This is a genomic window from Xanthomonas sp. CFBP 8151 (genome assembly GCF_011761885.1).
GTDB lineage: Bacteria > Pseudomonadota > Gammaproteobacteria > Xanthomonadales > Xanthomonadaceae > Xanthomonas > Xanthomonas arboricola_B.
On the sequence record NZ_JAASQZ010000001.1, the window covers coordinates 1263975 to 1289153 of the forward strand.

Consider the following 25179-nt stretch of genomic DNA (forward strand, 5'->3'; position numbering starts at 1 on the left):
ACCGTGCGCTGGCGCACGGTGTGCGCAAAAAGCGGCGCGATCGTCTGATCGATGCAGGTGTCGAAGTGCGCGACAGAATGCGGTGCGAGTCCGCCGCGAGCGCGGGAGATGCGGTGGCCAGGCCATCGATTGCCTGAAAACCCTGGTCGTCGTCGTGGCCGCAGGCCGCTGGCGAATCGTCGGCCGGTCTGTGGTGCTTGCGCGGGCAGGGCGCTGCCTTCGCGTCGGTCACCTGTTGGTCGGCTGGCCGTCGCGCTGATCGACCACGCGCGGACGGCGCTGCTCATGCCGGCCGGTGACTGCCCGTGCGGCGATGTCTGCACCTAATCTGGCACCAGGCATCGGCACGAGGGGCACGGCGCGGCGGCACGGTAGCTCGAACGAACGCGGCGCCCTAGTGCGCGCGGTCCACCGCAAACCGGCCCAGTGTCGCCAGCGTGTCGCCGGGCGGGCCGTAGGGCTGCAGGATGTCGTGCATGCGTGTGGCCAGCTCGGCCAGTTTGGCTTTGGCGCCGTCCATTCCGAGCAGGGCGGGATAGGTGGATTTGGCTTGTGCGGCGTCCTTGCCGGCGGTCTTGCCCAGCTGCGCCGAGCTCGACTCCACATCCAGGATGTCGTCGCGGACCTGGAACGCCAAGCCCAGCGCATCGGCAAACGCATCCAGGCGCTGCTGATCGTCGGCTGCGGCTGCGCCGGCGAGCGCGCCCATGCGCACTGCGGCACGGATCAGCGCGCCGGTCTTGAGGGCGTGCATGCGCTCGAGATCGGGCAGCGATTGCAACCGGCCGGTGGCGTCGATATCCAGCGCCTGGCCGCCGCACATGCCGGCAGCGCCTGCGGCGGTGGCCAGACTCTGCAGCCAGCCGACCCGCAGCTCCGCACTGACCGGGGCCGCAGCCAGCAGCTCGAAGGCGCGCGTCTGCAGCGCGTCGCCGGCCAGGATCGCGGTAGCTTCGTCGAAGGCGATATGTACGGTGGGCTGGCCGCGACGCAAGGCATCGTCGTCCATTGCCGGCAAGTCGTCGTGCACCAGCGAATAGGCGTGGATCAGCTCCACCGCCACCGCGGGCGTGTCCAGGCTGTCCTCGTCGGCGCCGAACAGCGCGCCGGCCGCATACACCAGCAGCGGACGCATGCGCTTGCCGCCGCCCAGCACCGCGTGCCGCATCGCGGCGTGCAGTCGCTGCGGCGCCAACAAGGGGCTTGGCAGACAGGCCTCCAGGCTGCGTTCGGTGCGGCCGATCCAGTGTTCGAACAACGCCGAACTCACCTCAGCCGCCGTCCTGCGACGGCGCCTGGAAGTCTTCGGCCAGATCGGGGCGCGCGGGGTCGGTCAGCATGCGCACGCGCAGTTCGGCCTGTTCCAGTGCCTGCTGGCAGTCGCGGTACAGACCGATGCCGCGCTCGTAGGCCGTAAGCGATTGCTCCAGGCTCTGGTCGCCGACTTCCATCTTCTGCACCAGTTGCTCGAGTTCTTCCAGCGACTGTTCGAAGCGGGCGACCGGGGAGGTTTCGTTCAAGGATTTTTTGACCATCGTCAAAGTGTGCGGCGCGCAGGCAGGCGGGTCAATTCGCATTGGCGTGGTCGTGCCACTGCAAGGACGCGCCGTGTGCGCGCAGCCAGTCGCTCAATGCCGCCGAGACGATGTGGTCGCCGGCTGCCAGTACCTGGTCGCCGGCCCACAGCACCGGCAGGCGCGCGCGTTGCCAGGGCGGTAGATCCAGCGCCTGCAGCAGGTGCTTGAGCCGATGCGTGCGCGCGCGCTGCGGCAACACGATGCGTTCGCCACCCTGGCGTGCGCGCACCATCAGCGGTTGCGCGAAGCGCAGGCCGGGTTCGCCTTGCAACTGCAGGCATGCGCCGTCCGGCAGCGGCAGCGGGGTGGCGCCATCCCAGCTGGTCTGCCATGACGCCGGCCACGCGGTATGCGAACGCAGCAGGTACAGGCACTGGCGCCAGCGCCGCACCTGCACCTGTTGCCAGGCAAAGCAGGCCTGCCGATCCGGCGCGTCGTCGTCGATTTCCCGCTCCAAGGCGGCAACGCCGTGCGCAGGCAGCGGCGGCGCCTGCGCCGCAGCCACCCAGGCGCGCAGCAGCCGCGGCCGACGTGTTGCCGGCTGCGCACGCAACACTTGCAGATCCAGTGCGCCGGCGGAGGTCAGCAGGCCGGGCAGGAGCGCGGTGTCCTCCTGCAGCAGCAGGTCGCTGGCATCGGCGCTCAGCTGCGCGCTGCGCGCCAGTGCCTCGGCGGCCTGTGGCCAACGCTGCTGCAGTACGGGCATCAGCCGGGTACGCAGGAAGTTGCGGTCGTGGCGGGCGTCGGCATTGCTGGGGTCTTCGATCCACTGCAGGCGATGTGCCTGCGCATACGCCTGCACCTCGGCGCGCGCATGCGCCAGCAAGGGACGCCACAGCATGCCGGCGGCGAAAGGACGCTGCGCGCGCATCGCGGCCAAGCCGTCCGGGCCGGAAGCGCGCAGTGCGCGCAGCAGGAAGGTTTCGGCCTGATCGTCGCGATGGTGCGCCAGCGCCAGCCATTCCCCCGGCGCCAGCGCGGCGGCAAATGCGGCGTGGCGTGCCTGGCGTGCCGCCGCTTCCAGCCCCAGGCCGCTGTCGCGCGCGACCTGCACGTGCGCGATCTGCAATGGAACTCGCAGGGCATCGCACTGGCGCTGGCAATGCGCGGCCCAGGCGTCGGCATCGGCATGCAGGCCATGATGCACATGCACCGCACGCAGCCCCGTGTCGCGGTAACGCGGCGTCGTTGCCAGCAGATGCAGCAAGACGCTCGAATCCACGCCGCCGCTGTAGGCGACCAGCACCGGGACGGGCGGCGGTGCTGGTTGCGGCAATCCGGTCATCGCCGCAGCGAGCTTGCTGCGACGCTGCATCCGGACGCGGGCGGCGAGGTATGACTCGCCGTCGCCGCCACTTGCGCTCCGCGCAGCCGGCCCATCAGCGCTTGGCCGCAGTCTCGAACGTTGCCGACTGCGGCAACTCCACCGGTACGCCGGCGCTGTCGCAGGTGCCGGCCTTGCACAGGCGCTCGCGCAGGCGCGGGGTGGCCTGGACGATGACGTGGTAGATCACGTTCTCTTCCAGCGTGCCGCGGAAGGCCGCGCTGCCCGGGCCGGTGGCCCAGATGCCGACGTCTTCGCCGCCATGGCTTTCGGACTTGGTCGGCACCAGCGATTCCTGCATGTAGCTGGGCGCCTCGGTGTCGACGTGGGTCAGGTCCGGGCGCCCGGCGGCCGGCTCGTTGCTGCTGGGCTCGTGCGGGTACTTCTTGGGGCCGGCCGGCTGCGCGTTGCTGGCGCCGGTGTAGCCGGGGCCGTTGGCGTAGCTCAGCGTGGTGTAGGGCTGGCCGGCCAGGTCGGTGGCCAGTTGGCTGCGGTCGCCTTCCTCGCCGCCGGTACCGCGCACCTTGCCCAGGATCGGGTTGCCGCGCACCGGGTAGCCGACGAAGTTGAGCGTATGCGAATGGTCGGCGGTGACGATGATCAGCGTGTCCGGCGGCGCGGTCTGCACCGCAGTGCGCACCGCGTTGGACAGCGACACGGTTTCGTCGAGCGCACGGTAGGCATTGCCGGCGTGGTTGGCGTGATCGATACGGCCGCCTTCGACCATCAGCACGAAGCCGTTCGGGTCGCGCGACAGCGACTGGATCGCGGTGCGGGTCATCTCGGTCAGGCTGGGCTCGCCTTGCGGAGTGCGATTGCGGTCGTGATCGAACTGCATGTGATCCGGCTCGAACAGGCCCAGCAGCGCGGGCGCGCCGGCGGCCGCTTTCAGCTGTTGTTCGTTCCAGACATAGGCGCCCTGCGGGTGCGCCTGCTTCCACTCGGCGACCAGATCGCGGCCGTCCAGGCGCAGGCCGACCTTGTCGTCGTATTCCGGATCGCGCTCCTGCACGGTCTGGAACTGGCTGCGTCCGCCGCCCAGCACCACCTGCGGGCCACGCCCGAAGCGCGCGCTGGACAGCAGTTGCTGGGCGATGTCCTGGCAGCCGGCAGTGCGGGCGGACTCGGGCAGGTCGGTATCGTTTTCCCAGTTGCGGTCCGGCGAATGCGCATAGGTCGCCGCCGGGGTGGCGTGGGTCAGGCGGGTGGTGGTGACGATGCCGGTGGCCATGCCGGCACTGTCGGCCAGCTGCAGCCAGCTCAGCAGGCCCTTGCCCAGGCTGTCGGCGCAGTCGCTGCGGTTGCCGCTGCTGACGCCGATCGCGCCCATATGCGACTTCACCCCGGTGGTGATCGCGGTCATGGTGCCGGCCGAATCCGGCGTCTGCGAATCGGTGTTGTAGGTCTTGCTGAAAGCGGTGGCGGGGAACTGCTCCCACGACAGCAGGTTCTCTTCGCCCGGCCCGCCCTTGCGCTGGCCATCCAGGATGCGCGCTGCCGCGACCGTGGTCAGGCTCATGCCGTCGCCCAGGAACAGGATCACGTTGCGCGCGCGCCCGGCCATTGCGCCGTTGCCGGCTGCGCGCGCTGCACCAGAGCGGTACCACCATTGCGGCGTCTCGCCGGCGGGATGCGTCACCTGCGGCACCTCCACGCGCACGGCGGCGGGCGCGGATGCGCCGGTGCCGGCGCTGGACGCGCAGGCGGCGATACACAGGGTGGTCAGGGCGGCGAGGGCAGGCAGGCGGTAACGCATCGGCATCGAACTCGTGACTGAATCAGTGCGCATTATGCCGGGATGCCTGGTGTCACACGGATGACACGCCGCTGTTCCAGTCGTGACCTCGCCGGCGGCGCGGGCCTGGGCTATGGTGCATGCACTCTCCCCCCGGATGATTCGACGCATGACATTGGTCTCGGCCTGGTTGCGCATTCCGTTCTGGCAACGCGTGGTGGCCGGCTTCGTGCTCGGCGCGCTGGCCGGCTGGGCCATGGGCCCGGCGGCCGATGTGTGGTTCGGCCCACTCGGCGATCTGTACGTCACCCTGATCAAGATGATCGCGATCCCGCTGGTGTTCTTTGCGGTGATCAATGCGATCTCCTCGCTGCACGGGCAAAAATCCGTCGCCGCGCTCGGTGGGCGCACCTTCCTGTGGTTCGTCATCACCGCCGCGCTGGCGGTGGGCGTAGGCCTGGCGGTGGGCACCTTGATGCAACCCGGCGCCGGGCATTTCAGCCTGAGCGTGGATTCGGCCTGGAAACCGCGCGATGTGCCCAGCCCGATCAAGGTGCTGCTGGACGTGGTGCCCTCCAACCCGTTCTACGCACTGACCGGTATCGGCACCAAGACCAATGCGGCCGGCGAAACGGTGCTGGCTGCCGGGCGCGGCTCGATCCTGCCGGTGATCTTCTTCGCCGCGCTGCTGGGCTTTGCGATGGTCAAGCTCGGCGAGCGCGTGGCCGAAGCACGCAAGCTCACCGCGCAGTTGAGCGACATCATGATCCAGGTCACCCGCTTCGTGCTGGAGATGACCCCGCTCGGCACCTTCGGGCTGATCGCCAGCCTGGTCGGCAGCTATGGTTTCGAGAAACTGCTGCCGTTCGGCAACTTCGTGCTGGCGCTGTATGTGGCCTGCACGATCCATATCGTGGTGGTCTACAGCAGCCTGTTGTTGCTGCATGGATTGAATCCGTGGAAGTTCTTCCGCGGCGCGGCGCCGGGCATGCAGGTGGCGTTCGTCAGTTCATCGAGCTTTGCCGCGATGCCGGTGGCGATGCGCTCGATCACGCATAACCTGGGCGTCAGCAAGGACTACGCCGCGTTTGCGGTGCCGCTGGGTGCCAGCATCAAGATGGATGGCTGCGGTGCGATCTTCCCGGCCCTGTGCGCGGTGTTCATCGCCCAATACACCGGCGTGCCGCTGACTGCCAACCAGTACTTCGTGGTGCTGATCGCCTCGGTGCTCGGCAGCTTCGGCACGGCCGGCGTGCCCGGCACTGCGGTGATCATGGCCACCGTGGTGCTGAGTGCGGCCAATCTGCCGCTGGAAGTGATCGGTTATCTGTATGCGATCGACCGCATCCTCGACATGATGCGCACCATGACCAACGTGACCGGGCAGATGCTGGTGCCGGTGCTGGTGGCCAAGGAAACCGGCCTGCTCGACAAGGCGGTCTACGAGTCGGCATCGACCAATGTGGGGCTGGAAGATCCGTTGACCGATCGCGCGCCGACGCAGCGCTGACCGCCACCGATGCGCGTTGGATTTCCAACACTGTGCAATCGCCTGCAGTAGCTGTCTGAGTTGCACAGCGTCGAGGGCATGTTGGTGCGGCGGTCGTTGGCCGACGACCCGTTCGAGCAGACCGCTTTGCGGTGCAGCGACTGGTCGACCAGCAACGCCGGGAGCGCGCCTGCGGCGGATGCTGAAGTGCGGCAACCGCACTTTCCCATGTTGTGTCTACGCAGGCGGGAAACACTGGAGGCGCCAGGTCCCCGCTTGACGCATCGGCGCTGATGGACGATGCGCCAAGGCATTGCCGTTGTGCGCACTGGTAGTCCACCCGCATGGCACACTGCCCGCCCATCTATTGACGAGGGCGGGCGGTGATTGGCAAACAGCGTGATCTGACGTTTCGTTTTCTGGCCGAGCCCAGCGACGTCAACTTCGGCGGCAAGGTGCACGGCGGGGTGGTGATGAAGTGGATCGATCAGGTCGGCTTTGCCGCGGCAAGCGGCTGGAGCGGGCATTACTGCGTTACCGTGGCGGTGGGCGGCATTCGCTTCGTGGCGCCGGTACGGATCGGCGATCTGGTCGCAGTGTCCGCCAAGCTGGTCTACACCGGCCGCACCAGCATGCACTTTGCCATCGATGTGCGGGCGCGTAGCCCGATGGGCGGCGACTCGCGGTTATGCACGCATTGCATCATCGTGTTCGTGGCGATGGACCCGGACGGCATCACCCCGGTGGCAGTGCCCTCCTGGCAGCCGGACACGCCGGAAGACCAGCGCCTGGCCGAATACGCGCTCAAGGTGATGGAGCTGAGCAAGGGCATCGAGGACACCATGGCGCATTACCAGGCCGCTGCTGCACGCTGACCGTGGGGCAACGCGCGCGGCATGCGTACGCGATCCAGAGGCGTGCGCGGTGGCGGCAGGGAGCTTCGGCGCAAAGACTGCCCACAACGCAAAAGGCCGCGGAATCTCCGCGGCCTTTCTGTCATGCAGTGGGTCAGATGCTCAGGTCAAAGCACCCGACGCGCCTGGATGAACTTCTCGCTCCAGTAGCCGCTGGCCAGCGAATCCACCCGCACGTCCTTGCCGCGGCTGGGAGCGTGCAGGAACTTGCCATCGCCGACTACCAGACCCACATGGTCGATGCGGCCACGCCTGCCGAAGAACACCAGGTCGCCTGCCTTGAGCGCGTTGGGGTCCTTGATCAGTTCTGCAGACTCGTCGCGTGCGATGTCGCGCGACACACGCGGCAGGTCGATGCCCAGGGCGGTCTTGAACACATAGCCGACCAGGCCGCTGCAGTCGAAACCTTCGGTGGACTCGCCGCCCCAGACGTACGGGGTGCCGAGCAGGGCCATGGCGCGTTGCAGGATCACCTGGACACGGCTGTCGGCGACGGCGTTCTGGGCAGCGTTGGCCGCGCTCTGGGAAACGTCGTAATTGGCCAGCAGGCGGCTGAGGTCACCGGCGAACATTGCCGAGCGGTCCATCAGCGGAATGGCGTCGTTGGCGGCCAGGTGCGGAAGCAGGGCGGCCAGTGTTGCGGTGGCAGCGGCGTCGGCGCGGCTGCGGGTTGCGGCTTTCTCGGCGGCGACGGCGCTGTCTGGCGTGGTCGTCTGCGGAGCGGATGGGGTGCCGTTGGCGGTCTGGGCCAGGGCGGGTAGGGCTGCGAGCCAAAGGGCAGTGGCGCATAGCAGGCGGAGCGGTTTCCGGGGCGGAAGCGGTGCGGCGCCAGTGTTGATCTGTTCGTCGTTCGTCACGCGGGAATCACAATTCTGCTGTCGATGCGGGATGATGCCCTGGTGAAAGAATCGTTACGTTCAAAAAAGGTTAAATTTCCGTTTTGTGAAACGTGACGTGTATCGCATATCAGGGCAAAACCCGCTTTGAGCCTGAATAATGGTCACGCCAGTAGGCGCCATCCAGGAAATCCAACCGGACGGTACCGCCGGTGTTGGGCGCATGCACGAAGCGGCCCTCACCGACATAAATGCCGACATGGGTCACGTTGCCGCTGGAGCCGAAAAACACCAGATCGCCAGTGGTCAACGTCTCCGGCGAGATGCGCGGGCCCTGCACCGCAGCCAGTTCACGCGAGGTGCGCGGCAGCGCCAGCGCCAGCACATCCTTGTAGACATAGGTGACCAGCCCGCTGCAGTCGAAGCCGGTCTCCGGTGTGTTGCCGCCGAAGCGGTACGGCGTGCCGACCAGGCCCAGCGCTCGCATCAGGATGTTGTTGGCGGCGGCCGGGTTGGACGGCGGCACCTGCGGCCAGACGCGCGGTGCCGGTGGCGGGGCCGCTGCCGGTCGACGGACCGGCGCCTGTACGCAACCGCCCAGCAGCACGACCAGTCCCAGCAACGAACTGGCCGCGGCGCGGCGGGCGCTGACGGCGAAAACTGGCGTGATATGCATGGAGCCGGGATAATGGGCGGTCGAAAGGTCGCCATGATGGCGGCGCACCCGGCGGCCGACAAGCCGTCCTCCACCGTCTGCCACCGGGCAGCCTATTCAGAGCCAGGCATGAAGATCGAAAAAGACAGCGTCGTCCGCTTCCACTACACCGTTTCCGAGCTCGGCCAGGAACCGATCGAGAGCTCCAAGGAGCGTGACCCGTTGGCGATCATGATCGGCCACGGCAACATCATTCCGGGCCTGGAAGCGGCCATGATGGACAAGCAGGCCGGCGACAGCTTCGGTGTGGACGTCAAGGCCACTGAAGCGTACGGCGAATATCGCGAAGGCCTGAGCCAGCGCGTGCCCAAGAAGCACTTCGGTGCCACCAAGCTGGTACCGGGCACCCAGGTGGTGTTGCAGACCAACTTCGGCCCGCGCGCAGTGACGGTGCAGAAGGTCGGCATGAGCGTGGTCGACGTCGATCTCAACCACCCGATGGCCGGCAAGGACCTGCACTTCGATGTGGAGATCATCGAGGTGCGTGAAGCCACCCAGGAAGAGCGCGACCACGGACATGTACATGGCGAAGGCGGCCATCACCACTGAGCGCAGCCGTCGCGCTGTCGGTGTGGTGTGCAGACCGATGCAGGTAATCTGCAAGATGGGCATGCACCGCGCGGTGATGCCGGGTTGCAGGTGCCGATCGTGCCGGTCTGACCAGCGTTCGCCGGATGCATTTCTGCGGCCCGCCATCCCGGCGGGCCGTTTGCATGTTGCGCGCCGCGATCGCCGCGCCGCGCTGTCCGGGCCGAGATGACCCCGCGCAATCCTTTGCTGCCCATTGCAATGAGCGAGCGCATCGCGGTGCTGGATGTGCTGCGCGGTTTTGCGCTGCTGGGCATCCTGCTGATGAACATCGAAGCCTTCGTCGGTCCGCTCGATCTGGCGATCACCGGCGTCGAGCCGCATTGGCACGGTGCCGACCGGGTCGCCGATGCGCTGGTGTACCTGTTGGTGCAGGGCAAGTTCTACACGCTGTTCTCGTTGCTGTTCGGCATGGGGTTTGCGGTGATGGCGCAGCGCGCCGCGCAGGCCGGGCGCGGGTTTTTCGGCATCTATCTGCGTCGCACCGTCGGGCTGCTGGCGATCGGGCTGGCACATGCGCTGCTGCTGTGGTCTGGCGATATTCTGGTGACCTACGCGTTGCTGGCCTTGTTGCTGCTCGCTACACGCTCGGTGCCGACGGTGGCGCTGCCGTGGCTTGCCGCGTTGGTCTACTGTTGCGCGCCTGGCTTGATGCTGCTGTACGGCGTCGCAGGCACGTTGACGCAGCTCGATCCGGCGTCTGCCGTGGAATGGAAGGCTGCGGTGGCCGATGCAGCACAACAGGCGGGGGCGAACGTGCAGGCGCAGCGCGCTGCCTTCGGCAGCGGCAGCTATGTGCAGGCCACGCTGCAGCGCTGGCACGATCTGCAGCAGGCGATGACCGGGCTGAGCATCAATGGCCCGGCAATGCTCGGCATGTTCCTGCTGGGCAGCTGGTTTGTGCGCAGTGGCGCGATCGCCGCGCCCGAGCGCTTCCCGCGCCTGTTTCGGGCCCTGCGCTACGGCGTGCTGCCGCTCGGGCTGGGCGTGATGGGGGTGAGTTACGCGCTGGAGCCGTGGATCGATCCGGCGCGCCTGGATCTGCGTTTGTCGGGTGCATTCGCGTTGTCACTGATTGCCGGCCCGCTGATGAGCCTGGGCTATGCGGCGTGGGTGGTGCGCCTGGCACCGCGCCTGGCATGGCTTGCGCCTGCCGGACGCATGGCGCTGACCAACTACCTGATGCAGTCGTTGCTGTGCACGTGGATCTTCTATGGTTACGGGCTGGGCTACTTCGAGCAACTGCCGCGCGTATGGCAGCTGCCGTTCGCGCTGGCGCTGTTTGCGCTGCAGGTGGTGCTGAGCCGGTTGTGGCTGCGCTTGTTCCGCTTCGGGCCGATGGAATGGCTATGGCGCAGCGTGACCTATCTGCGCGTGCCGCCGATGCGTCGCAGCAGCGGGCAAGTGGGGTAGTGCGCGCACGAGTGCCCGGTGGCGGTCATCGCACCGGTCCGTGGTCGCCACTACAGGCGCCGCCGCCGGGGGGTGTTTGCCGGTGCAAGCCGGCAAGGGCTGTTCGCTCACACTGGAGCGCGCGGCCGACCATCTGCATGCGCCGGCTGCTCCTGCCGTGATCGAGCGCTGGGATGGATGGCGGCCGACGAACTGGGACAAGGTGCCGGTGCTGGCCGCGGGCAGGGCCGTCCTCACGTCTGGCTCGCAGCCGGACATGGCATGCTCGCCATCAGCATGAGCACCACAAGCGAACAACTGATGGCCGACCTGATCACGGGCCGCGCACCTGCGCTGGACCTGCATCCTTACCGGGCGGAGCAATTCGCATGAGTGTCCGTTACGACTACGACGTGGTGATACTGGGAGGCGGCTCCGGTGGATTGGCAGCGGCCTTTCGCGCGGCCAAGCACGGCGCACGCGTGGCGATGATGGAACCGAATGCGTTGGGCGGCACCTGCGTCAATCTCGGCTGTGTACCCAAGAAGGCGATGTGGCTGGCGGCCGATCTGGCCGGCAAGATCGCGCTTGCCGGGGCGCTGGGTTTCGATGTGCCGCGACCGACATTGGCATGGCAGGAACTGGTCACGCACCGGCAGGGCTACATCGGCAACATCCACGCAAGTTATCGGCGTCGCCTCAACGAAGATGGCGTGGTGATGATCCCGCAGCGCGGTGTGCTGCAGGATCGCCATACCATCATGGGCGGCGATGGCGTGCCGGTCACCGCCGAGCACATCGTGATCGCAACCGGTGCGCACCCGTTGCGCCCCGACGTGCAGGGTGCCGAACACGGTGAAGTGTCCGACGATTTCTTCAATCTCTGTCATGCGCCCGAGCAGGTGGCCATCGTCGGCGGCGGCTATATCGCGGTGGAAATCGCCGGCTTGCTGCAGGCGCTGGGCAGTCGCGTGCATTTGTTCGTCCAGGGCGAGCGGCTGCTGGAGCGCTTCGACGCCGAGCTGACCCTGCAACTGGCCGACAACCTGCGGCATCTGGGCGTGCGCCTGCATTTCGGTTTCTCGACCACCGCTCTGGAACGCGATGCGGACGCCAAGTTGCATGTGCATGGCCATCCCGCACACACCAGCGAGCAGGGCAACGACGTGTTCGACAAGGTGTTTTTCGCCACCGGCCGACGCGCCAATACGGCGGGGCTGGGTCTGGAAGAGGCCGGGGTGCGCCTGGGCGAAAAAGGCGAGGTGGTGGTGGACGATGGCCAGACCACCAGCGTGCCCAACATCCATGCCATCGGCGATGTCGGCGGCAAGGTCGGACTGACGCCGGTGGCGATCACGGCAGGACGCAAGCTGATGGATCGCCTGTTCGGCAAGCAACCGGATGCGCGCGTGGACTACGAGGGCGTGCCGAGCGTGGTGTTCTCGCATCCGCCGCTCGGGCAGGTCGGCCTGACCGAGGAGCAGGCGCGCGCGCGGCATGGCAGCGCGGTACGCATCTATCGCAGCAACTTCCGCCCGATGTTGCACGCGCTGGCCGACGCGCCGCAGCGCAGCCTGTTCAAGCTGGTGTGCGTGGGCGAAGAGGAGCGCGTGGTCGGCGTGCATCTGCTGGGCGAGAGCGCCGACGAAATGCTGCAGGGCTTTGCGGTGGCAGTGAAGATGGGCGCGACCAAGCGCGACTTCGACGAGACCGTGGCGATCCATCCGACCTCCTCGGAAGAGATCGTGTTGATGCATTGAGGTGCCAGTTGTGGCCGGGCGGGCGAGGCATCAGTCCCTGGCTTGATGCAGGGACCGACATCGGTCGGGAGTTCGACAACCTGCAGTCAGCGCGGGTGCTTCGGGGCGAACGCGTCGACGGCGCGCAGGCAGTGCCCCTTTCGCCCGAGCGAAGAGGGGTTTTTGATCCAGTAACTGGCATCCTTGCGTGATGTCCAAGCCCCGCAACCCGACGACGCGTCGATCTGCCGACCTGCCTGCGCATGCCGCCTCCAGCGCTGAGGCGCTCTGCGGCGAACAGGCACGACTGCGCATTCTCGCCGCGATTCGCGCAATCCCTTCCGGGCAGGTTGCCGGTTATGGCGACGTCGCGCTGCGCGCCGGCCTGCCAGGGCGGGCGCGGCTGGTGGCCCGCGTGCTCAGCGGCAATGACGATCCGCAGCTGCCCTGGCACCGGGTGCTGCGCAGCGACGGCCGGATCGCGTTGCCGGAAGGCTCGTCCGGCTACCGTGAGCAATGTCGGCGACTGCGCGCCGAAGGCGTGGCGGTCGAGCAGGGCCGGGTGCGTCGTGCCAGTGCCGCACAGCGTCTGGACGCGGCCGTGTGGGGACCTTCATAAGCCTGCCGTTATGATGGTTGGCATTCCGAAGGATGCCGTCATGCCCCAACTGCCGCCCGTCACCAAAGCGTTGTTGATCGCCAATATTGGCTTGTTCCTGCTGCAGTGGGCGTTGGGCGATCTGGGCGCTGGCGTGCTGCCCTCCGATGCGGCGCTGTCGTCGCTGATGTTGTGGCCGATTTCCAACGGCTTCGATGCCTTCTCGCCCGGTGCCAGCTTCATGCCGTGGCAGCTGCTGACCTACGCGTTCCTGCATGGCGGCTTCAATCATCTGTTCTTCAACATGCTGGCGCTTTTCATGTTCGGCGCGGCGCTGGAACAGACCTGGGGCCAGAAGCGCTTTCTGACCTATTACCTGGTGTGCGTGGCCGGCGCCGGCGTGTGCCAGCTGCTGCTGGCCTGGTTCACCCAGAGCGGGGCGCCGGTGGTGGGGGCGTCGGGTGGGGTGTTCGGCCTGTTGCTGGCCTACGGCATGCTGTTCCCCAATCAGCGGGTGATGCTGCTGTTTCCGCCGATCCCGATGAAGGCGCGTACCTTCGTGATCGTGTTCGGTGCGATCGAACTGTTCCTGGGTGCAACCGGCTGGCAGCCGGGCGTGGCCCACTTCGCGCATCTGGGCGGCATGCTGTTCGGCTGGCTGATGATCCGTTACTGGCGCGGGCAGTCGCCGTTTGGCGGCAGTGGCGGCAAGAAGGGCGGTGGCAAGGGGCGCAAGCCGCCGCTGCGCGTGGTGCGTTGAGATAGTCGCGGCGTGGCAGATCCACGCTGATCCGTAGGAGCGGCCCTGGCCGCGATGGGCGTTACCGGCAAGTCTTCATCGCGGCCGGTGCCGATCCTGCCAAGCGTGCGCTGTCATGGACGAAATGCCAGGCACAAAAAAGAGCGCGGAGTCCGCGCTCTTTTTTCATTTCCAGCCACTGCATGTCGATTGCCAGTGACTTCCTGGCGCTTGAATCAGCGCCAGATCTTCAACTGCTCGGCATCCATGCGCTGCATCGGCTGGCCGGCCTTGCAGCTGAACGCCGCACCGAATTCCGGCAGGTTGGACAGCGGGCCGTTGGTGCGCCACTGGCCCGGCGCCCGGATGTCGGCGCTGGCGCGCTGCACCGCTTCGTTCGGCGACAGCTGCTGGGCCCACAAGGCGGCCCAGGCAGTGAAGAACGCCTGCTTGTCGGCCTCGGTGGCCGCAGGCTGTGCCTTGCTGAAGGCCTGCCAGGCCAGTTCGACGCCGGCCAGGTCGGCCAGGTTTTCTTCGGCGGTCTGTGCACCGTTGACCTTGACGTTGGGCACGCCCGGGTAGGCGTAGGCACCAAACTGGCTGGCCACCTTGCCGGTCAGCAGGGTCCAGCTGGTCTTCTCGGCCGGCGTCCACCAGCTGCGCAACTCGCCCTTGGCATCCACCAGCGAGCCCTTGGCGTCGATGGCACGGGTGATTTCGTGGGCAACCAGCGCGCCGTAAGCGCCGTACTGCGCGGCCGGCGTGCTGCCCGCAGTGAGCACCGGCGGCTGCAGCACGGCAGCGGTGATGATCAGGCGGTTCTGTGCGATGTCGTAGGCCACTGCCGGCTGCTGCGGCAGCACGTCCCAGCGGCGGTCAGCGTTGCCCTTGCCAATGCGCTTCATCTCCTCGCGGTGACGCCAGGTCGAAGCGATCAGCATGTTGCCACCGAAGCTGCCGCGGCCCATCGGCTGCACGGTGTAATCCAGATCGCGACGCGGCGCGCCGACCTCGATCTTCATCGCCGACAGCTTGGCCTTGGCTTCGGCGATCACTTCACCGTTGCCCCAGCCGGTACGCTCCAGCGCGGCCAGCTGCGCGTCGCGTACCTGGTCGGCGATGGCCTCGGCCTGGCGGCGCGTGTCACTGCTCAGGTAGCGCGCCACGTATTCGCGGCCGAGCATCGGGCCGGCAGCGATATTGATCGCGTCCAGCACCTGCTGCCAGCGCTGCGGCGGCAGGGCATCGCCACGCAGCAGACGGCCGCGGAACTGGTATTCGGCATCGTGGAAGCTCTTGGACAGGTACGGCGCCATCGCATCGCCCACGCGCCAACGCAGATAGGCCTTCCACTGTTCCGGCTTGATGCTGACGATCATGCTGTCGAGCTGCTTGAACATGGCCGGGTCTGCCATCGACACCAGGTCGTCCTTGACGCCCTGCGCTTCCAGGAAGTCGGCCAAACGCAGATTCTTGTACTGCTTTGTCAGGTCCTTGATGGCGATGGGTGCGTAGTTGTTGAACGGGTTGTTGATGCCCTGCACCGACTGCGCGCTGCGCGCCAGCACGGTCTCGATCTGCAGCACCGAGGCGGCATCGGCGTCGAGCTTGTCGGCCGGGGTGCCGGTCAGCGCCAGGATCTGCTTGACGTAGGCGCGGTAGCGGCCCATCAGCGCCTGGGTGTCGGCGTCGGTGCGGGTGTAGAACGCCGGGTCCGGCAGGCCCATGCCGCCCTGCATGAAATAGCCGATATGGCGATCGAGCGCCTTCAGGTCCACATCCGGGCCGAAATTGAAACCGACCGGAATGCCGACCTGATGCAATGCTGCGATGGAAGCGGGCACATCCTTGGCCTTCTTGATCGCGTCGATGCGCGACAGCAAGGGGGCGATGGGGTTGGAGCCATCCTTTTCGACCGACGCTTCGTCCAGGCCGCTGGCCCAGAAGTCGCCAAGCAGTTTCTGCACATTGCCCTGCGGCGCTTTCATCGATGCATCCAGCAACTCGCGTTGCTGCTGCAGCGCGCGCTCGGACAGCTGGCCCAGCGCGGTGACGGCACCGGCCTGCGGCACCGGGTTGGCCTTGAGCCAGCCGGCATTGGCGTAATCGTAGAAGTCGGTGCAGGCCGCCGATACGGCCGGGGCCTTGGGGGCGGCCTTCTTCTTGCGAGCGGCGTCGGCGTCGGGGGCGGACAGCAGCGTGATCAGGCTGAAGCCAAGAGCGAGGGCAAGCGGACGAATGGTGGGCATCGAGAAGAAAGGTGGCCAGATTGAAGTCGGCGGAGTTTAGCAAGGCTGCGCCTCGTGCAGGCGGGCGCGAGCCGCCGTTGGTTCCCGGTGCCGGCCGCTTGCATGAACGCATCAGGCCCGCGCGTGCGCGCCAGCGTGTGGTGCCATTGAGCTGGAAGCGCTTGCAGCCGGTGACCTGCGCAGTGTGGATGCAGGCCAAGGCGCGTGCGGTGTGCCGCGATGGCAACGTTTGAATGCTTGAAGCGATTGGCTGCAAGAAGCGACTGTCGCCGGCCAGCGTAATTCACCTGCCACGCAGCAAAAATCGAAAACAAAAAAACGGGCGACGATCTTTCGATCGCCGCCCGCATGATGGACCGCGATTACGCGGTTACCAGATCACGACCTGCTGATCGCCCTGACGCACCATCGCATCGCCAGCCTTGCACGAGAACGCCGCGGCAAACGCCGGCATGTTCGACGGCGCACCGCTGGCGCGGAAGTTGGCCGGTGCATGCGGGTCGGTCTTCAGGCGCACCACCAGTTCTTCCGGAGTGAAGTTGCGGCGCCACACCGTGGCCCAGTTGAGGAAGAAGCGCTGGTCACGGGTGATGCCGTCGGTCTTGGGGTCGTCCTTGCCGGCGGTGGCGGTCTTCATCGCGTCATAGGCGGTGTTGAGGCCGCCCAGGTCGGCGATGTTCTCGCCCAGCGTGAGGTCGCCCTTGACCTTGTCGCCGGCCGGGGTGCGATAGCCATCGAACTGCGCGACCAGCTTGCCGGTGCGCGCCTTGAACGCGTCCAGATCCTTCTGCGTCCACCAACCCGGATCGGCGATGAAGTTGCCATCGGCGCCGAAGCGGCTGCCCTGGTCGTCGTAGCCGTGGGTCATCTCATGCCCGATCACCGCACCGATGCCGCCGTAGTTCATTTCCTCCGGCGCATTCGGGTCGAAGAACGGCGGCTGCAGGATGGCGGCCGGGAACACGATCTCGTTTTGCAGCGGGTTGTAGTAGGCGTTGACGGTCTGCGGACTCATGCCCCATTCGGTCTTGTCCACCGGCTTGCCGATCTTGGACAGGTTCCACTTGTAGTTGTACTCGGACGCGGCCATCACGTTGCCCAGGTAGCTGTCGCGGCTGGTGCTCAAGCCGTTCCACTCGCGCCACTTTTCCGGGTAGCCGATCTTGGGCGTGAAGCTTTCCCACTTGGCGATCGCCTTGGTCTTGGTCTCCGGGCTCATCCAGTCCAGCTTTTCGATGCGGGCCTTCAGCGCGGTGCGCAGATTGGTCACCAGGGTTTCCATCTTGGCCTTGGAATCGGCCGGGAAGGCGACCTTGACGTACATCTGGCCCAGCGCTTCGCCGGTCTGGCCATTGATGGTCGCCAGCACACGCTTCCAGCGCGGCTTGATCTGCTTCTGCCCGCGCAGGGTCTGGTTGTAGAACGCGAAGTTCTCATCGACGAACGGCTGGCTGAGGAACGGCGAGGCGCCATCGACGGTATGGAACCGCAGGTAGGCGCGCCAGTTCGCCGGATCGGTGTCGGCGATCATCTTGCTCACTTCCTGGTGGAAGGCCGGGATCGCCAGCGAGAACATCTCCGGCGTGGTCACGCCCTGCGACTTGAAGAACTCGGTCCACGACCAGTTGGGCGTCAGCTTGTCGGCATCGGCCGGCGAGATCGGGTTGTAGGCCAGCGAGGCATCGCGTGACATCTGGGTGCTGGTCTTGGAGACCTTGGCCAGACGGGTTTCGAACGTGACCACCTGCTTGGCCTGCGCGGCGGCATCGGCCGCGGTCACGCCCGACAGTTCCAGCACCTTGGCCACGTGCGCCTGGTAGGCCTCCAGCTTGGCCTTGTTGGCGGCGCTGGTGTAGTACTCCGGATCCGGCAGGCCCAGACCGCCCTGCATGGCATAGGCGATGTTCTGGCTGGACTTCTTGAAGTCCGCCTCGGCGCCGAAGCTGAAGAGCTCGTTGTTGCCTTTGGCCGCGCTGCTGCGCAGATAGTCGACCAGCTTGGTCTGGTCGCTGATGGCGTCGATCGCGGCCAGTTCCGGCTTCAGCGGCTCGATGCCCTGGGCGTTGATCTTGGCCTCGTCCATGCCGGTGGACCAGAGGTCGCCGACGATCTTTTCCACGCCGGTGGCGCCGGTGTCGGCCGCCGCCTGTTCGACCAGTTGCTGCTGGATCGCATTGGAACGCTCGTCGAGCATCTCGAACGCGCCCCAGCTGGTGCGATCGCTCGGCACCGGGTTGGCGGCCAGGAACTTGGCGTTGGCGTACGCATTCAAATCCGTGCAGGCGTTGCCGTTGGTATCCAGGTCGGCGGCGGTGAACTGGTTCACAGCCGGCAGCTTGCTCTGGTCCAGGGTCAGCGCCTTGGGAGCCGCCGCAGTGGTTGCGGCGGTATCGGCCGCGGGCGCGGCCGGCGCGGCGTCTTCGGATTTCTTGCAGCCGCTCAGCGCGGCGGCCACGGCCAGGGACAGGGTCAACAAATGAGGTGTACGAATCACAAAGGGCTCCGGGAGCAGATGTGGGAAGCCCCGTCGCCGGGGCTGTGGCCGGCACTCTACGCCTCGCCAGCCGGATGGCATGGTGTCGAAGGTCATGGGTGCGGCGTGTGTAGGTGGGACGGCCCACGGTGTCCGGGTGCGTGGCAGTCCTGCGCAGGGCGCCAAGCGCAGTGGCAATCCGATGTTTGCGAGTCCTGCGCGCTGTGGCTTCGGATCCCGTTCTTGCTCTCCCGGCCTGACCGTCGATTTCGGTGGCCGGACAGCCATCTTGATGGCCGCGAAAGCCCAATGGTCCGGCTATGCAAGCACTGCTATATACAAGCGCATGCCTACCGCCTCCGAACCGTTGGATGCCCTGATCATCGGCGCTGGCCATAATGGCCTGGTCTGCGCCGCCTACCTGGCCAAAGCCGGCAAGCTGGTAGCGGTGCTGGAAGCGCGCGACGTCGTCGGCGGCGCAGCGGTCACCGAAGAATTCCATCCGGGGTTTCGCAACTCGGTGGCGGCGTACACGGTGTCGTTGCTGCAACCCAAGGTCATCGCCGATCTTGACCTGGAGCGACATGGCCTGCGCGTGGTGGCGCGCCGCATCAACAACTTTCTGCCATTGCCGACTGGCGAGTACCTGCTGGCCGGTGCGGGGCGCACGGCTATGGAAGTCGGCAAGTTCTCCGCGCGCGATGCCGCTGCATTGCCTGCCTATGAAGCGCGCCTGGAGCAACTGGCCGATGTCTTGCGTGCGCTGGCATTGCAGCCACCGCCGGGTGTCAGCGATGGTGGATGGCTGCGCGCGTTGCCGCAGCTATGGCCGCGGGCAAGCTGGGGCTGTAGCTGCAGGGACTACCGCTCGCGTTGCGGCAGGAGCTGCTCGACCTGTTCACGATTTCGGCCGCCGAGTAGCTGGATCGCTGGTTCGAAAGCTCCGATCAAGGCGCTATTCGACTTCGACGGCATCGTCGGCAATTACGCCAGCCCCTACACGCCGGGCACCGCCTACGTGTTGCTGCATCACGTGTTCGGGCAAAGCAATGGCGTCAAAGGCGCCTGGGAACACGCCATCGGCGGCATGGGCGCGATCACCCAGGCGATGGCCGCCAGTGCGCGCGACTCTGGCGTGACTATTCGCACCGGCTGCGCGATGGAGCGCGTGCTGGTGGAGCAGGGTCGTGCGGTCGGTGTCATCACCGTCCAAGGAGAGACGCTACGTGCGCGTGCAGTGGTGGCCAACGTCAATCCGAAGCTGCTGTATCAGCGTTTGATGCAGCCGGACGCTGTCCGCGCGGCAACACGGGAACGCATGGCGCATTACCGCTGCGGATCGGGCACGTTCCGCATGAATGTCGCGCTCTCGAGGCTACCGGATTTCACTGCGTTGCCGGGTACGGGCGATCATTTGACTGCCGGCATCATCCTGGCGCCGAGCCTGGATTACATGGACCGTGCCTGGCAGGACGCGCGCGCTTCGGGATGGTCACGCGAACCGGTGGTCGAGTTGCTGATTCCCAGCACGCTGGACGACACGCTGGCACCGCCCGGTCAACACGTGGCTAGCCTGTTCTGCCAGCACGTGGCACCGCAACTGCCGGATGGCCGGCACTGGGACGATCACCGCGAAGAGGTCGCCGACCTGATGATCGCCACGGTCGAGCGCTACGCGCCTGGATTCGCCTCCTCGGTGCTGGGCCGGCAGATCCTCAGCCCGCTCGATCTGGAACGCATCTTCGGACTGATCGGGGGCGATATCTTTCACGGCGCCCTCAGCCTCAACCAACTCTTCAGCGCACGCCCGATGCTGGGGCAGGGCGCCTATCGCGGCGCGATGCCCGGGCTCTATCTGTGCGGGTCCGGGACGCATCCCGGCGGCGGGGTGACCGGAGCGCCTGGGCATAATGCGGCGCGGGTGATTTTAGGTAATCGAGGTTTTGCTGGGATGCATTGAATCGAATTCGCTGCCAGGGAGGAGCTGGTTTGAAGTCGACACTCCTCTGAAAAATTCAATAATTTTACTGCTTTATATTGTAAAAACGTGATCTATATCTAAAATCTATTTTAGAAAATGATAATAATGATGTGCGCTCGTGGTAACTGCGCGAATTTCACTCACAAGGAGATGTCCGGTGAAGATTACTTCTGCTGCATTGTTGATTGTCCTCGCATGTGCTGTGGCAGACGTCCAGGCTGCCCGTAAGAACTCGATCAATTACGTCTATTTTAGTGCCGAGGGCGTGCCCGTTGGTCAGCAGGCGTACTTCTGCAATAATGCCCGATGGCATGGAGGAGATACTTCTGCGCCATATCGTTTGACGATTAAGGGCGGCTGCAATAGTGAAGTCATTTGTCCGCCGGGCGGTGGAACTTGCAACATTCAAAACGATACATCGGTAACTTATTCGGTACCAAGCAGTGCCCCGTTCACAGAAGAAGAGGCATGTGATCTGATCGGACGCTTTCCGTGCCAGACAACTGAGCCTGAACTTCTGTGGGATTTTGGATGGACGCCTGTAAGGGGTTAGATGAGTCAACTTCAGGGCTGGCGGTATAGGTTCTTTTACACCGGTACAGCGCCTCCTGCGTCGATTATCGTCGTGCCTCCAAAGGAGGATTTTGCTTGCGTTCGCAGGTTTAGCTGCCAAAAGATCTGCGGACTGCGAGGTCCTTGCTACCCGTCTGCTTCGCTACAGACCGGTATGCCTGTAGTGGTTCGAAACCTCGGGGTGGCATGTTCGGGTAGCGCGCGCCGCGTCTAGTCCTGCCGCTGATCAGTTTCTTAAAACCTCAAAAGAGGTCCGGATAACCGGTCTCTGGAGCAATGGCAAACCTGTCGGAATCGTCGCGACGACATCTCCGTGTTTCTTGCGATCAGAGATCGGGGTCACTCCCTTTATCACAGACACTTACAAAAAAAGGCCGATCGAGGCCTGAGAAGTGTTTAGGTTAGGCGAAGGAAGTTCAGCACAGAGTTCAAGCGTGGTGCGGTTGAGCCGGCGAGCCAGCTGGGCGTCAGCTGCGCCCAAGTGGCTCCAGAGTTGGGGGGCGTGACAACAACAGCGCGATTGTTACGGCAAAGCTGCAGCGTTGCGAGCTGCTCGGAGGTGATCACCAAGGGCTCAGGGCGCCGTCAGCCTCAATCAACTCTTCAGCGCACGCCCGATGCTGGCCAGGGCGCGTATCGCGGTGCGGTGCCAGGTCTGTATCTATGCGGATCGGGCACGCATCCCGGTGGTGGAGCGCCTGGGCATAATGCGGCGCAGGTGATTTGGCCGGCTGACGCAGGCAGCGATGGCAGCCCAAAAAAAGCCCCGGAAAGACCGGGGCCATAGACAGTACGTCTGCAGGGCGAAGGTGGGTATCCCACCTCCGCCTTTGCACGCGATCAAACGATCAGAAGTCGTAGGACGCAGTCAGACGCATGTAGCGCGGCTGGTTGTAGCTCCAGGCTTCTGTACCGAGCCCATACGTATTGGACACGGTCCGGCGAGTGACTTCATTGGTGCTGGAGATGCGATTGACCGAACGATCATTCAGTACATTGAATACATTCAGCGAAAACGCCAGCTTGTGATCGGCGAAGCCTGGACGATACGTGACGCCTAGATCGAGATTTTTGATCCATGGAGTCTCCCCAGCGCCGCCGGCAGATACAGGTTGGCCATAGCAGTAGTGATACGACGAGCCATAACCGACCGGATCGTAGTTCAGCGCTGCAGCGTCAGGGCCGGCGTAATAACCCAGGCAGGACTTCGGTGTGCCCGACATCACCCTGACCGTGGCAGATGCCAGCCATTCTGGAGTGAATTGGTAGGCACCGAACGCCTTCAACTGATGGCGACGATCATTGGCCAGATTGCCACCTGCGTAGTACATAAGCTGGGCTGCATCCCAGTCCTGAGTCTTGGAGATGTCGGCTTGCCCAAGATCTGACTTCACCTGCCCTTCGGTGTTGCCGTATAGGTGCGACCAGGTGTAATCGACGCGGCCGTACCACTTTTCATCGAAGGGATGCTCGATGAAGAGATCCACGGCAACGTAGTTGCGCTTGGCTTTGTCGGTGAAGCCCCAATCGGACTGCGACATACGCAGCTGGGTATAGCCAGATCCGTCAGTGTTGGCAAGGTTGTAGGTGTTGGTCTCGCCCGGGTTGAACATCACGCAACCAGGAATACTCACGCTGCTGGCATCACCGCCCGCTGCGGTAAGCGCATCGGACATACGGCCGGGATCGCAGACGTCATCGATCGCAGTCTGGAGTTTGCGATAAGTGACTTTGGCGCCCGAATTCCACTTCTCGCCGAGCGTCTTTTCGAAGCCAATCAGGAACTCGTCTTGATACTGCGACTTCAGATCGCTTGGGGCGAACGAGTTCGGATCCGGTGCCTCACCATATTCACCGTTGGAGGAGACCGGGCCGGGACCGAGTGCAGTCAGGCCAGTTGGTTCGCCGTTGGCGTCGATCCCGGTGTAGGTGAAATATTCGTTCGTGAACGTCGAGGCCGATGCCCCGCGAATGGCGACCTGATTCGGCAGCGCAAGATAGTAGCGACCGACGTTAGCGAACACCTTAAAGGAAGAGTCGCCAAAGACATCCCAGCTCACCCCGACACGCGGAGCCCACTGGTCACCACTGTCCACGTAAGCCACATGATCGCTGTTGTAGTTGGTGAACTTGTCGTTGCGGATACCCAGCGTGAGGAGCCAGTTATCGTTGACCTGCCACCGATCTTCCAAGTAGTAGGCCTTCTGCTCGACGGCCATGCTGGTAACTGTGGTCAAGATACGGCGGTTCACGAAGTAGCCATTACCTCCGGAGGGGCCAACGCCCAGTGCACCATTGATGGGTTCGCTGGGATCGTCCTGGCTGCCGTAGATCCAGCGATACCCTGGACCACTGGTAAATACGCCTTCGTCGTAGGCGTTGAAGTACATATTGTCCACGCCGGCGGTCAAGTCATGATCGCCTAGACGATAGTTCAGCTCCAGACGCAGATTGCGACTCTTATTGATCGGGTCTGATGCCTTGACAGTCGTGGTGGCCTGCCCGTTGGTAATACGCCGGCCGCCGGTGATTGCCGGGTCCTGCAGAGTCGAACTGGCGATGTTGGGCAATGCCGATGCACCAGGATTGAACTGTTGGTTGTGCTGAGTATCGCGTCCCCACGTTGCATTGAGGGTCAGGTCGTCTGTGATGTAACTGGTGAACTTGACGATATCGACACTGTCTTTGAGCTTGTACGTATCCGTGAACAAGCCAGAAGGGCCCTGATCCGTCAGTGTCGCATAGTCGTAATTGCTGTAGACACCGGAGCGTCGATCGTTATTTTCGATGCGTGTGTATTCGAGAATGTTGCTGTCGTTGATATTCCAGTCCAGTTTGCCGTAGAACTTCGGCGAACTGTTCTCATAATGGCTGCGTCCCTGGTCGCTGGCGGCCGTCGCAATATTGGTGGTTGCTCCGTCGACCTTGTCCGTTTCGCCGGCCACGAACAGGAATAGGCGATCCTCAATCAGCGGGCCACCCGCGTACGCGCTGTAAACGGTCCTGTTCTGCACGTCGCCCTTGCCGCGGCGATAGATCGTCCCGGGCAGGTCGTCATCTTCATAACCATAATTCTCCGGAAGTTCGCTATTCGGATACCAAGCATCGCCGCGTGAGCTCGCCAGCGATTTCGGTTCCCATACCGCTTGCGCACCAAAATGCCACTCGTTGGTGCCGCGCTTACCCACTTGGCTGATGACGCCGCCGGTCGAGCGGCCGTACTTCGCGCTGTAGCCGCCCGTATATGTTTCCTGTTGGTCGATTGCGCCGTAGGGGAGGCTGAGCCCGCCGAGGTTGTTGAACGGATTAGTGACATTAACGCCGTTGATGTAATAGGCATTCTCCGTCACACCAGCGCCGCCGAACGAGATGGTGGACCGCGAGCCATTGTTGAAGGCGCCACTTCCGGAAATCGCACCTGGTGCAAGCAACGCAATCGCTTCGGCGCTGCGTCCCAGCGGCAGGGTTGCCAGCTGTTCGGACGTGATCACCGACCGCGAACTGGTGGAGCTGACGTCGATCTTCGGCGCGTTGGCGGCGGTGACCGTGATTGCGCCGAGCGTCGTTGCATCGGTGCTGCCGCTGGCAGCTGCGCCCGCAAACGACACCTCTGTGCCGGATCCGACGCGCAACTGCACGTTCTTGCGGGTATCGACGACCTGATCGCCGCGCTTGAGGGTGACGGTATAGGCGCCCACCGGCAACGAGCCGAGGTTGTAGCGGCCATTGGCGTCGATGGTGATCGTGCGGCTGAGGCCGGTGTCGCTCTGCACGACGATGGTGCTGCCGGCTTCCGAGGGAGCGCTACCGTAGATGCTGCCGGTCGTGCTTTGTGCGTAGGCCGCGCCATTGGCGAGACAGGCGCCGAGCACGACAGCCAGAGCGGTGCGCTTGAGGACATGGCGACGAAATTGATTGCTCATTCCTAACCTTTCAACTGGGTATCGGGAGAAGTGGCGGTCATCGGAGAGTCAGATGGCCTTAACCCGAACGTAATGAATCTGTGGTCTGAGTCGCAAGCGTTTTGAATGATTCGTTAATGAAAAGGGCGAGATCCGCATCAAATATGCGGATCTGCGCACAAATTGTCAGGCATGTGAGCACGCGCGCGCTCAAGCCGCACAAGTATTCATTTTTGTCAGTGCGCGCAATGCGGCGTGAAATTGCGCTCGATGAACCGAGCGCTACTTGGCTGATATACCCGCGTTTAGTTGTAGAGGTTGGTTGTATGGTTGCATTTGAAACATCAAAAAAAGA

17 protein-coding genes and 3 pseudogenes are annotated in these 25179 nt (G+C 64.7%); 11 read left to right on the forward strand and 9 right to left on the reverse strand.

Going from position 1 to position 25179, the window contains the following annotated elements; all coding sequences use genetic code 11:
- Positions 1-394 precede the first annotated feature (394 nt).
- The 4 genes from FHT08_RS05355 to FHT08_RS05370 all read right to left on the reverse strand — a co-directional run bounded on the left by FHT08_RS05355 (position 395) and on the right by FHT08_RS05370 (position 4663).
- Positions 395-1270, reverse strand: coding sequence for a polyprenyl synthetase family protein (locus FHT08_RS05355; RefSeq protein WP_104535815.1), 876 nt, complete (start codon positions 1268-1270; stop codon positions 395-397).
- A gap of 1 nt (position 1271) precedes the next feature.
- Positions 1272-1535 (reverse strand): exodeoxyribonuclease VII small subunit, encoded by a 264-nt coding sequence (locus FHT08_RS05360; protein ID WP_016903977.1) that lies wholly within the window; start codon positions 1533-1535, stop codon positions 1272-1274.
- A 31-nt stretch (positions 1536-1566) separates the two neighbouring features.
- Positions 1567-2862, reverse strand: a complete 1296-nt coding sequence (gene tilS, locus FHT08_RS05365; protein ID WP_166774776.1) for a tRNA lysidine(34) synthetase TilS — start codon at positions 2860-2862, stop codon at positions 1567-1569.
- Positions 2863-2956: 94 nt separating this feature from the next.
- Positions 2957-4663 carry an alkaline phosphatase gene (locus FHT08_RS05370; protein ID WP_166774497.1) on the reverse strand — a complete coding sequence of 569 codons (1707 nt, stop codon included), beginning with the start codon at positions 4661-4663 and terminating at the stop codon, positions 2957-2959.
- 142 nt (positions 4664-4805) lie between these two features.
- Here FHT08_RS05370 and FHT08_RS05375 point away from each other — a divergent pair, with 142 nt between their 5' ends.
- Both FHT08_RS05375 and FHT08_RS05380 read left to right on the forward strand, forming a co-directional pair.
- On the forward strand, positions 4806-6146 hold the full coding sequence (locus FHT08_RS05375; protein WP_104535812.1) for a dicarboxylate/amino acid:cation symporter: 1341 nt from the start codon (positions 4806-4808) through the stop codon (positions 6144-6146).
- 362 nt (positions 6147-6508) lie between these two features.
- On the forward strand, positions 6509-7000 hold the full coding sequence (locus tag FHT08_RS05380; protein ID WP_104535811.1) for an acyl-CoA thioesterase: 492 nt from the start codon (positions 6509-6511) through the stop codon (positions 6998-7000).
- 146 nt (positions 7001-7146) lie between these two features.
- Here the strand turns inward: FHT08_RS05380 and FHT08_RS05385 are convergent, their stop codons facing one another.
- Together FHT08_RS05385 and FHT08_RS05390 are read right to left on the reverse strand one after the other, a co-directional pair.
- Positions 7147-7833, reverse strand: coding sequence for a C40 family peptidase (locus FHT08_RS05385; RefSeq protein WP_308686135.1), 687 nt, complete (start codon positions 7831-7833; stop codon positions 7147-7149).
- 172 nt (positions 7834-8005) lie between these two features.
- Positions 8006-8551 carry a C40 family peptidase gene (locus tag FHT08_RS05390; protein WP_166774498.1) on the reverse strand — a complete coding sequence of 182 codons (546 nt, stop codon included), beginning with the start codon at positions 8549-8551 and terminating at the stop codon, positions 8006-8008.
- Positions 8552-8659: 108 nt separating this feature from the next.
- Here FHT08_RS05390 and FHT08_RS05395 point away from each other — a divergent pair, with 108 nt between their 5' ends.
- From FHT08_RS05395 to FHT08_RS05420, 6 genes and pseudogenes are all read left to right on the forward strand, one after another.
- A complete protein-coding gene (locus FHT08_RS05395) occupies positions 8660-9139 on the forward strand; it encodes a peptidylprolyl isomerase (RefSeq protein ID WP_104535809.1) in 480 nt (159 codons plus the stop codon).
- Between the two features lie 207 nt (positions 9140-9346).
- A complete protein-coding gene (locus tag FHT08_RS05400) occupies positions 9347-10591 on the forward strand; it encodes a DUF418 domain-containing protein (RefSeq protein ID WP_166774499.1) in 1245 nt (414 codons plus the stop codon).
- A 121-nt stretch (positions 10592-10712) separates the two neighbouring features.
- Positions 10713-10963, forward strand: a pseudogene (locus tag FHT08_RS05405) (amino acid dehydrogenase); the annotation flags it as partial.
- Positions 10960-12330 carry a glutathione-disulfide reductase gene (gene gorA / locus FHT08_RS05410; protein ID WP_104535806.1) on the forward strand — a complete coding sequence of 457 codons (1371 nt, stop codon included), beginning with the start codon at positions 10960-10962 and terminating at the stop codon, positions 12328-12330. The pseudogene FHT08_RS05405 and the gene gorA, both read left to right, overlap by 4 nt.
- 190 nt (positions 12331-12520) lie before the next feature.
- Entirely contained in the window at positions 12521-12928 is a 408-nt protein-coding gene (locus FHT08_RS05415) for an MGMT family protein (RefSeq protein WP_166774500.1), read from the forward strand.
- 40 nt (positions 12929-12968) lie between these two features.
- A complete protein-coding gene (locus tag FHT08_RS05420) occupies positions 12969-13667 on the forward strand; it encodes a rhomboid family intramembrane serine protease (protein WP_166774501.1) in 699 nt (232 codons plus the stop codon).
- Between the two features lie 215 nt (positions 13668-13882).
- Here the strand turns inward: FHT08_RS05420 and FHT08_RS05425 are convergent, their stop codons facing one another.
- Positions 13883-15895 (reverse strand): M13 family metallopeptidase, encoded by a 2013-nt coding sequence (locus FHT08_RS05425; protein ID WP_166774502.1) that lies wholly within the window; start codon positions 15893-15895, stop codon positions 13883-13885.
- Positions 15896-16265: 370 nt separating this feature from the next.
- On the reverse strand, positions 16266-18368 hold the full coding sequence (locus tag FHT08_RS05430; protein ID WP_166774777.1) for a M13-type metalloendopeptidase: 2103 nt from the start codon (positions 18366-18368) through the stop codon (positions 16266-16268).
- Between the two features lie 346 nt (positions 18369-18714).
- Between FHT08_RS05430 and FHT08_RS05435 the strand changes: the two are divergent.
- The 3 genes and pseudogenes from FHT08_RS05435 to FHT08_RS19955 form a co-directional block, all read left to right on the forward strand.
- Positions 18715-20328 (forward strand): annotated as a pseudogene (locus tag FHT08_RS05435) (NAD(P)/FAD-dependent oxidoreductase).
- Between the two features lie 178 nt (positions 20329-20506).
- The gene (locus FHT08_RS05440; RefSeq protein WP_322634238.1) at positions 20507-20902 is read left to right on the forward strand and encodes a hypothetical protein; all 396 of its coding nucleotides are present in this window, start codon (positions 20507-20509) and stop codon (positions 20900-20902) included.
- A gap of 423 nt (positions 20903-21325) precedes the next feature.
- Positions 21326-21421: pseudogene (locus FHT08_RS19955) on the forward strand (transposase); the annotation flags it as partial.
- A 349-nt stretch (positions 21422-21770) separates the two neighbouring features.
- On the opposite strand, the gene FHT08_RS05445 reads toward FHT08_RS19955, so the two are convergent.
- Positions 21771-24845: a TonB-dependent receptor gene (locus tag FHT08_RS05445; protein WP_166774503.1), complete on the reverse strand. Its 3075-nt coding sequence runs from the start codon at positions 24843-24845 to the stop codon at positions 21771-21773.
- Positions 24846-25179: the final 334 nt, after the last annotated feature.

Bases quoted from the DNA above. Each gene is read 5' to 3' on its own strand.
- FHT08_RS05360 (WP_016903977.1), bottom strand. From the start codon at position 1,535: ATGGTCAAAAAATCCTTGAACGAAACCTCCCCGGTCGCCCGCTTCGAA.
- tilS (WP_166774776.1), bottom strand. From the start codon at position 2,862: ATGACCGGATTGCCGCAACCAGCACCGCCGCCCGTCCCGGTGCTGGTC.
- FHT08_RS05370 (WP_166774497.1), bottom strand. From the start codon at position 4,663: ATGCCGATGCGTTACCGCCTGCCTGCCCTCGCCGCCCTGACCACCCTG.
- FHT08_RS05375 (WP_104535812.1), top strand. From the start codon at position 4,806: ATGACATTGGTCTCGGCCTGGTTGCGCATTCCGTTCTGGCAACGCGTG.
- FHT08_RS05390 (WP_166774498.1), bottom strand. From the start codon at position 8,551: ATGCATATCACGCCAGTTTTCGCCGTCAGCGCCCGCCGCGCCGCGGCC.
- FHT08_RS05395 (WP_104535809.1), top strand. From the start codon at position 8,660: ATGAAGATCGAAAAAGACAGCGTCGTCCGCTTCCACTACACCGTTTCC.
- FHT08_RS05400 (WP_166774499.1), top strand. From the start codon at position 9,347: ATGACCCCGCGCAATCCTTTGCTGCCCATTGCAATGAGCGAGCGCATC.
- gorA (WP_104535806.1), top strand. From the start codon at position 10,960: ATGAGTGTCCGTTACGACTACGACGTGGTGATACTGGGAGGCGGCTCC.
- FHT08_RS05415 (WP_166774500.1), top strand. From the start codon at position 12,521: ATGTCCAAGCCCCGCAACCCGACGACGCGTCGATCTGCCGACCTGCCT.
- FHT08_RS05420 (WP_166774501.1), top strand. From the start codon at position 12,969: ATGCCCCAACTGCCGCCCGTCACCAAAGCGTTGTTGATCGCCAATATT.
- FHT08_RS05425 (WP_166774502.1), bottom strand. From the start codon at position 15,895: ATGCCCACCATTCGTCCGCTTGCCCTCGCTCTTGGCTTCAGCCTGATC.
- FHT08_RS05445 (WP_166774503.1), bottom strand. From the start codon at position 24,845: ATGAGCAATCAATTTCGTCGCCATGTCCTCAAGCGCACCGCTCTGGCT.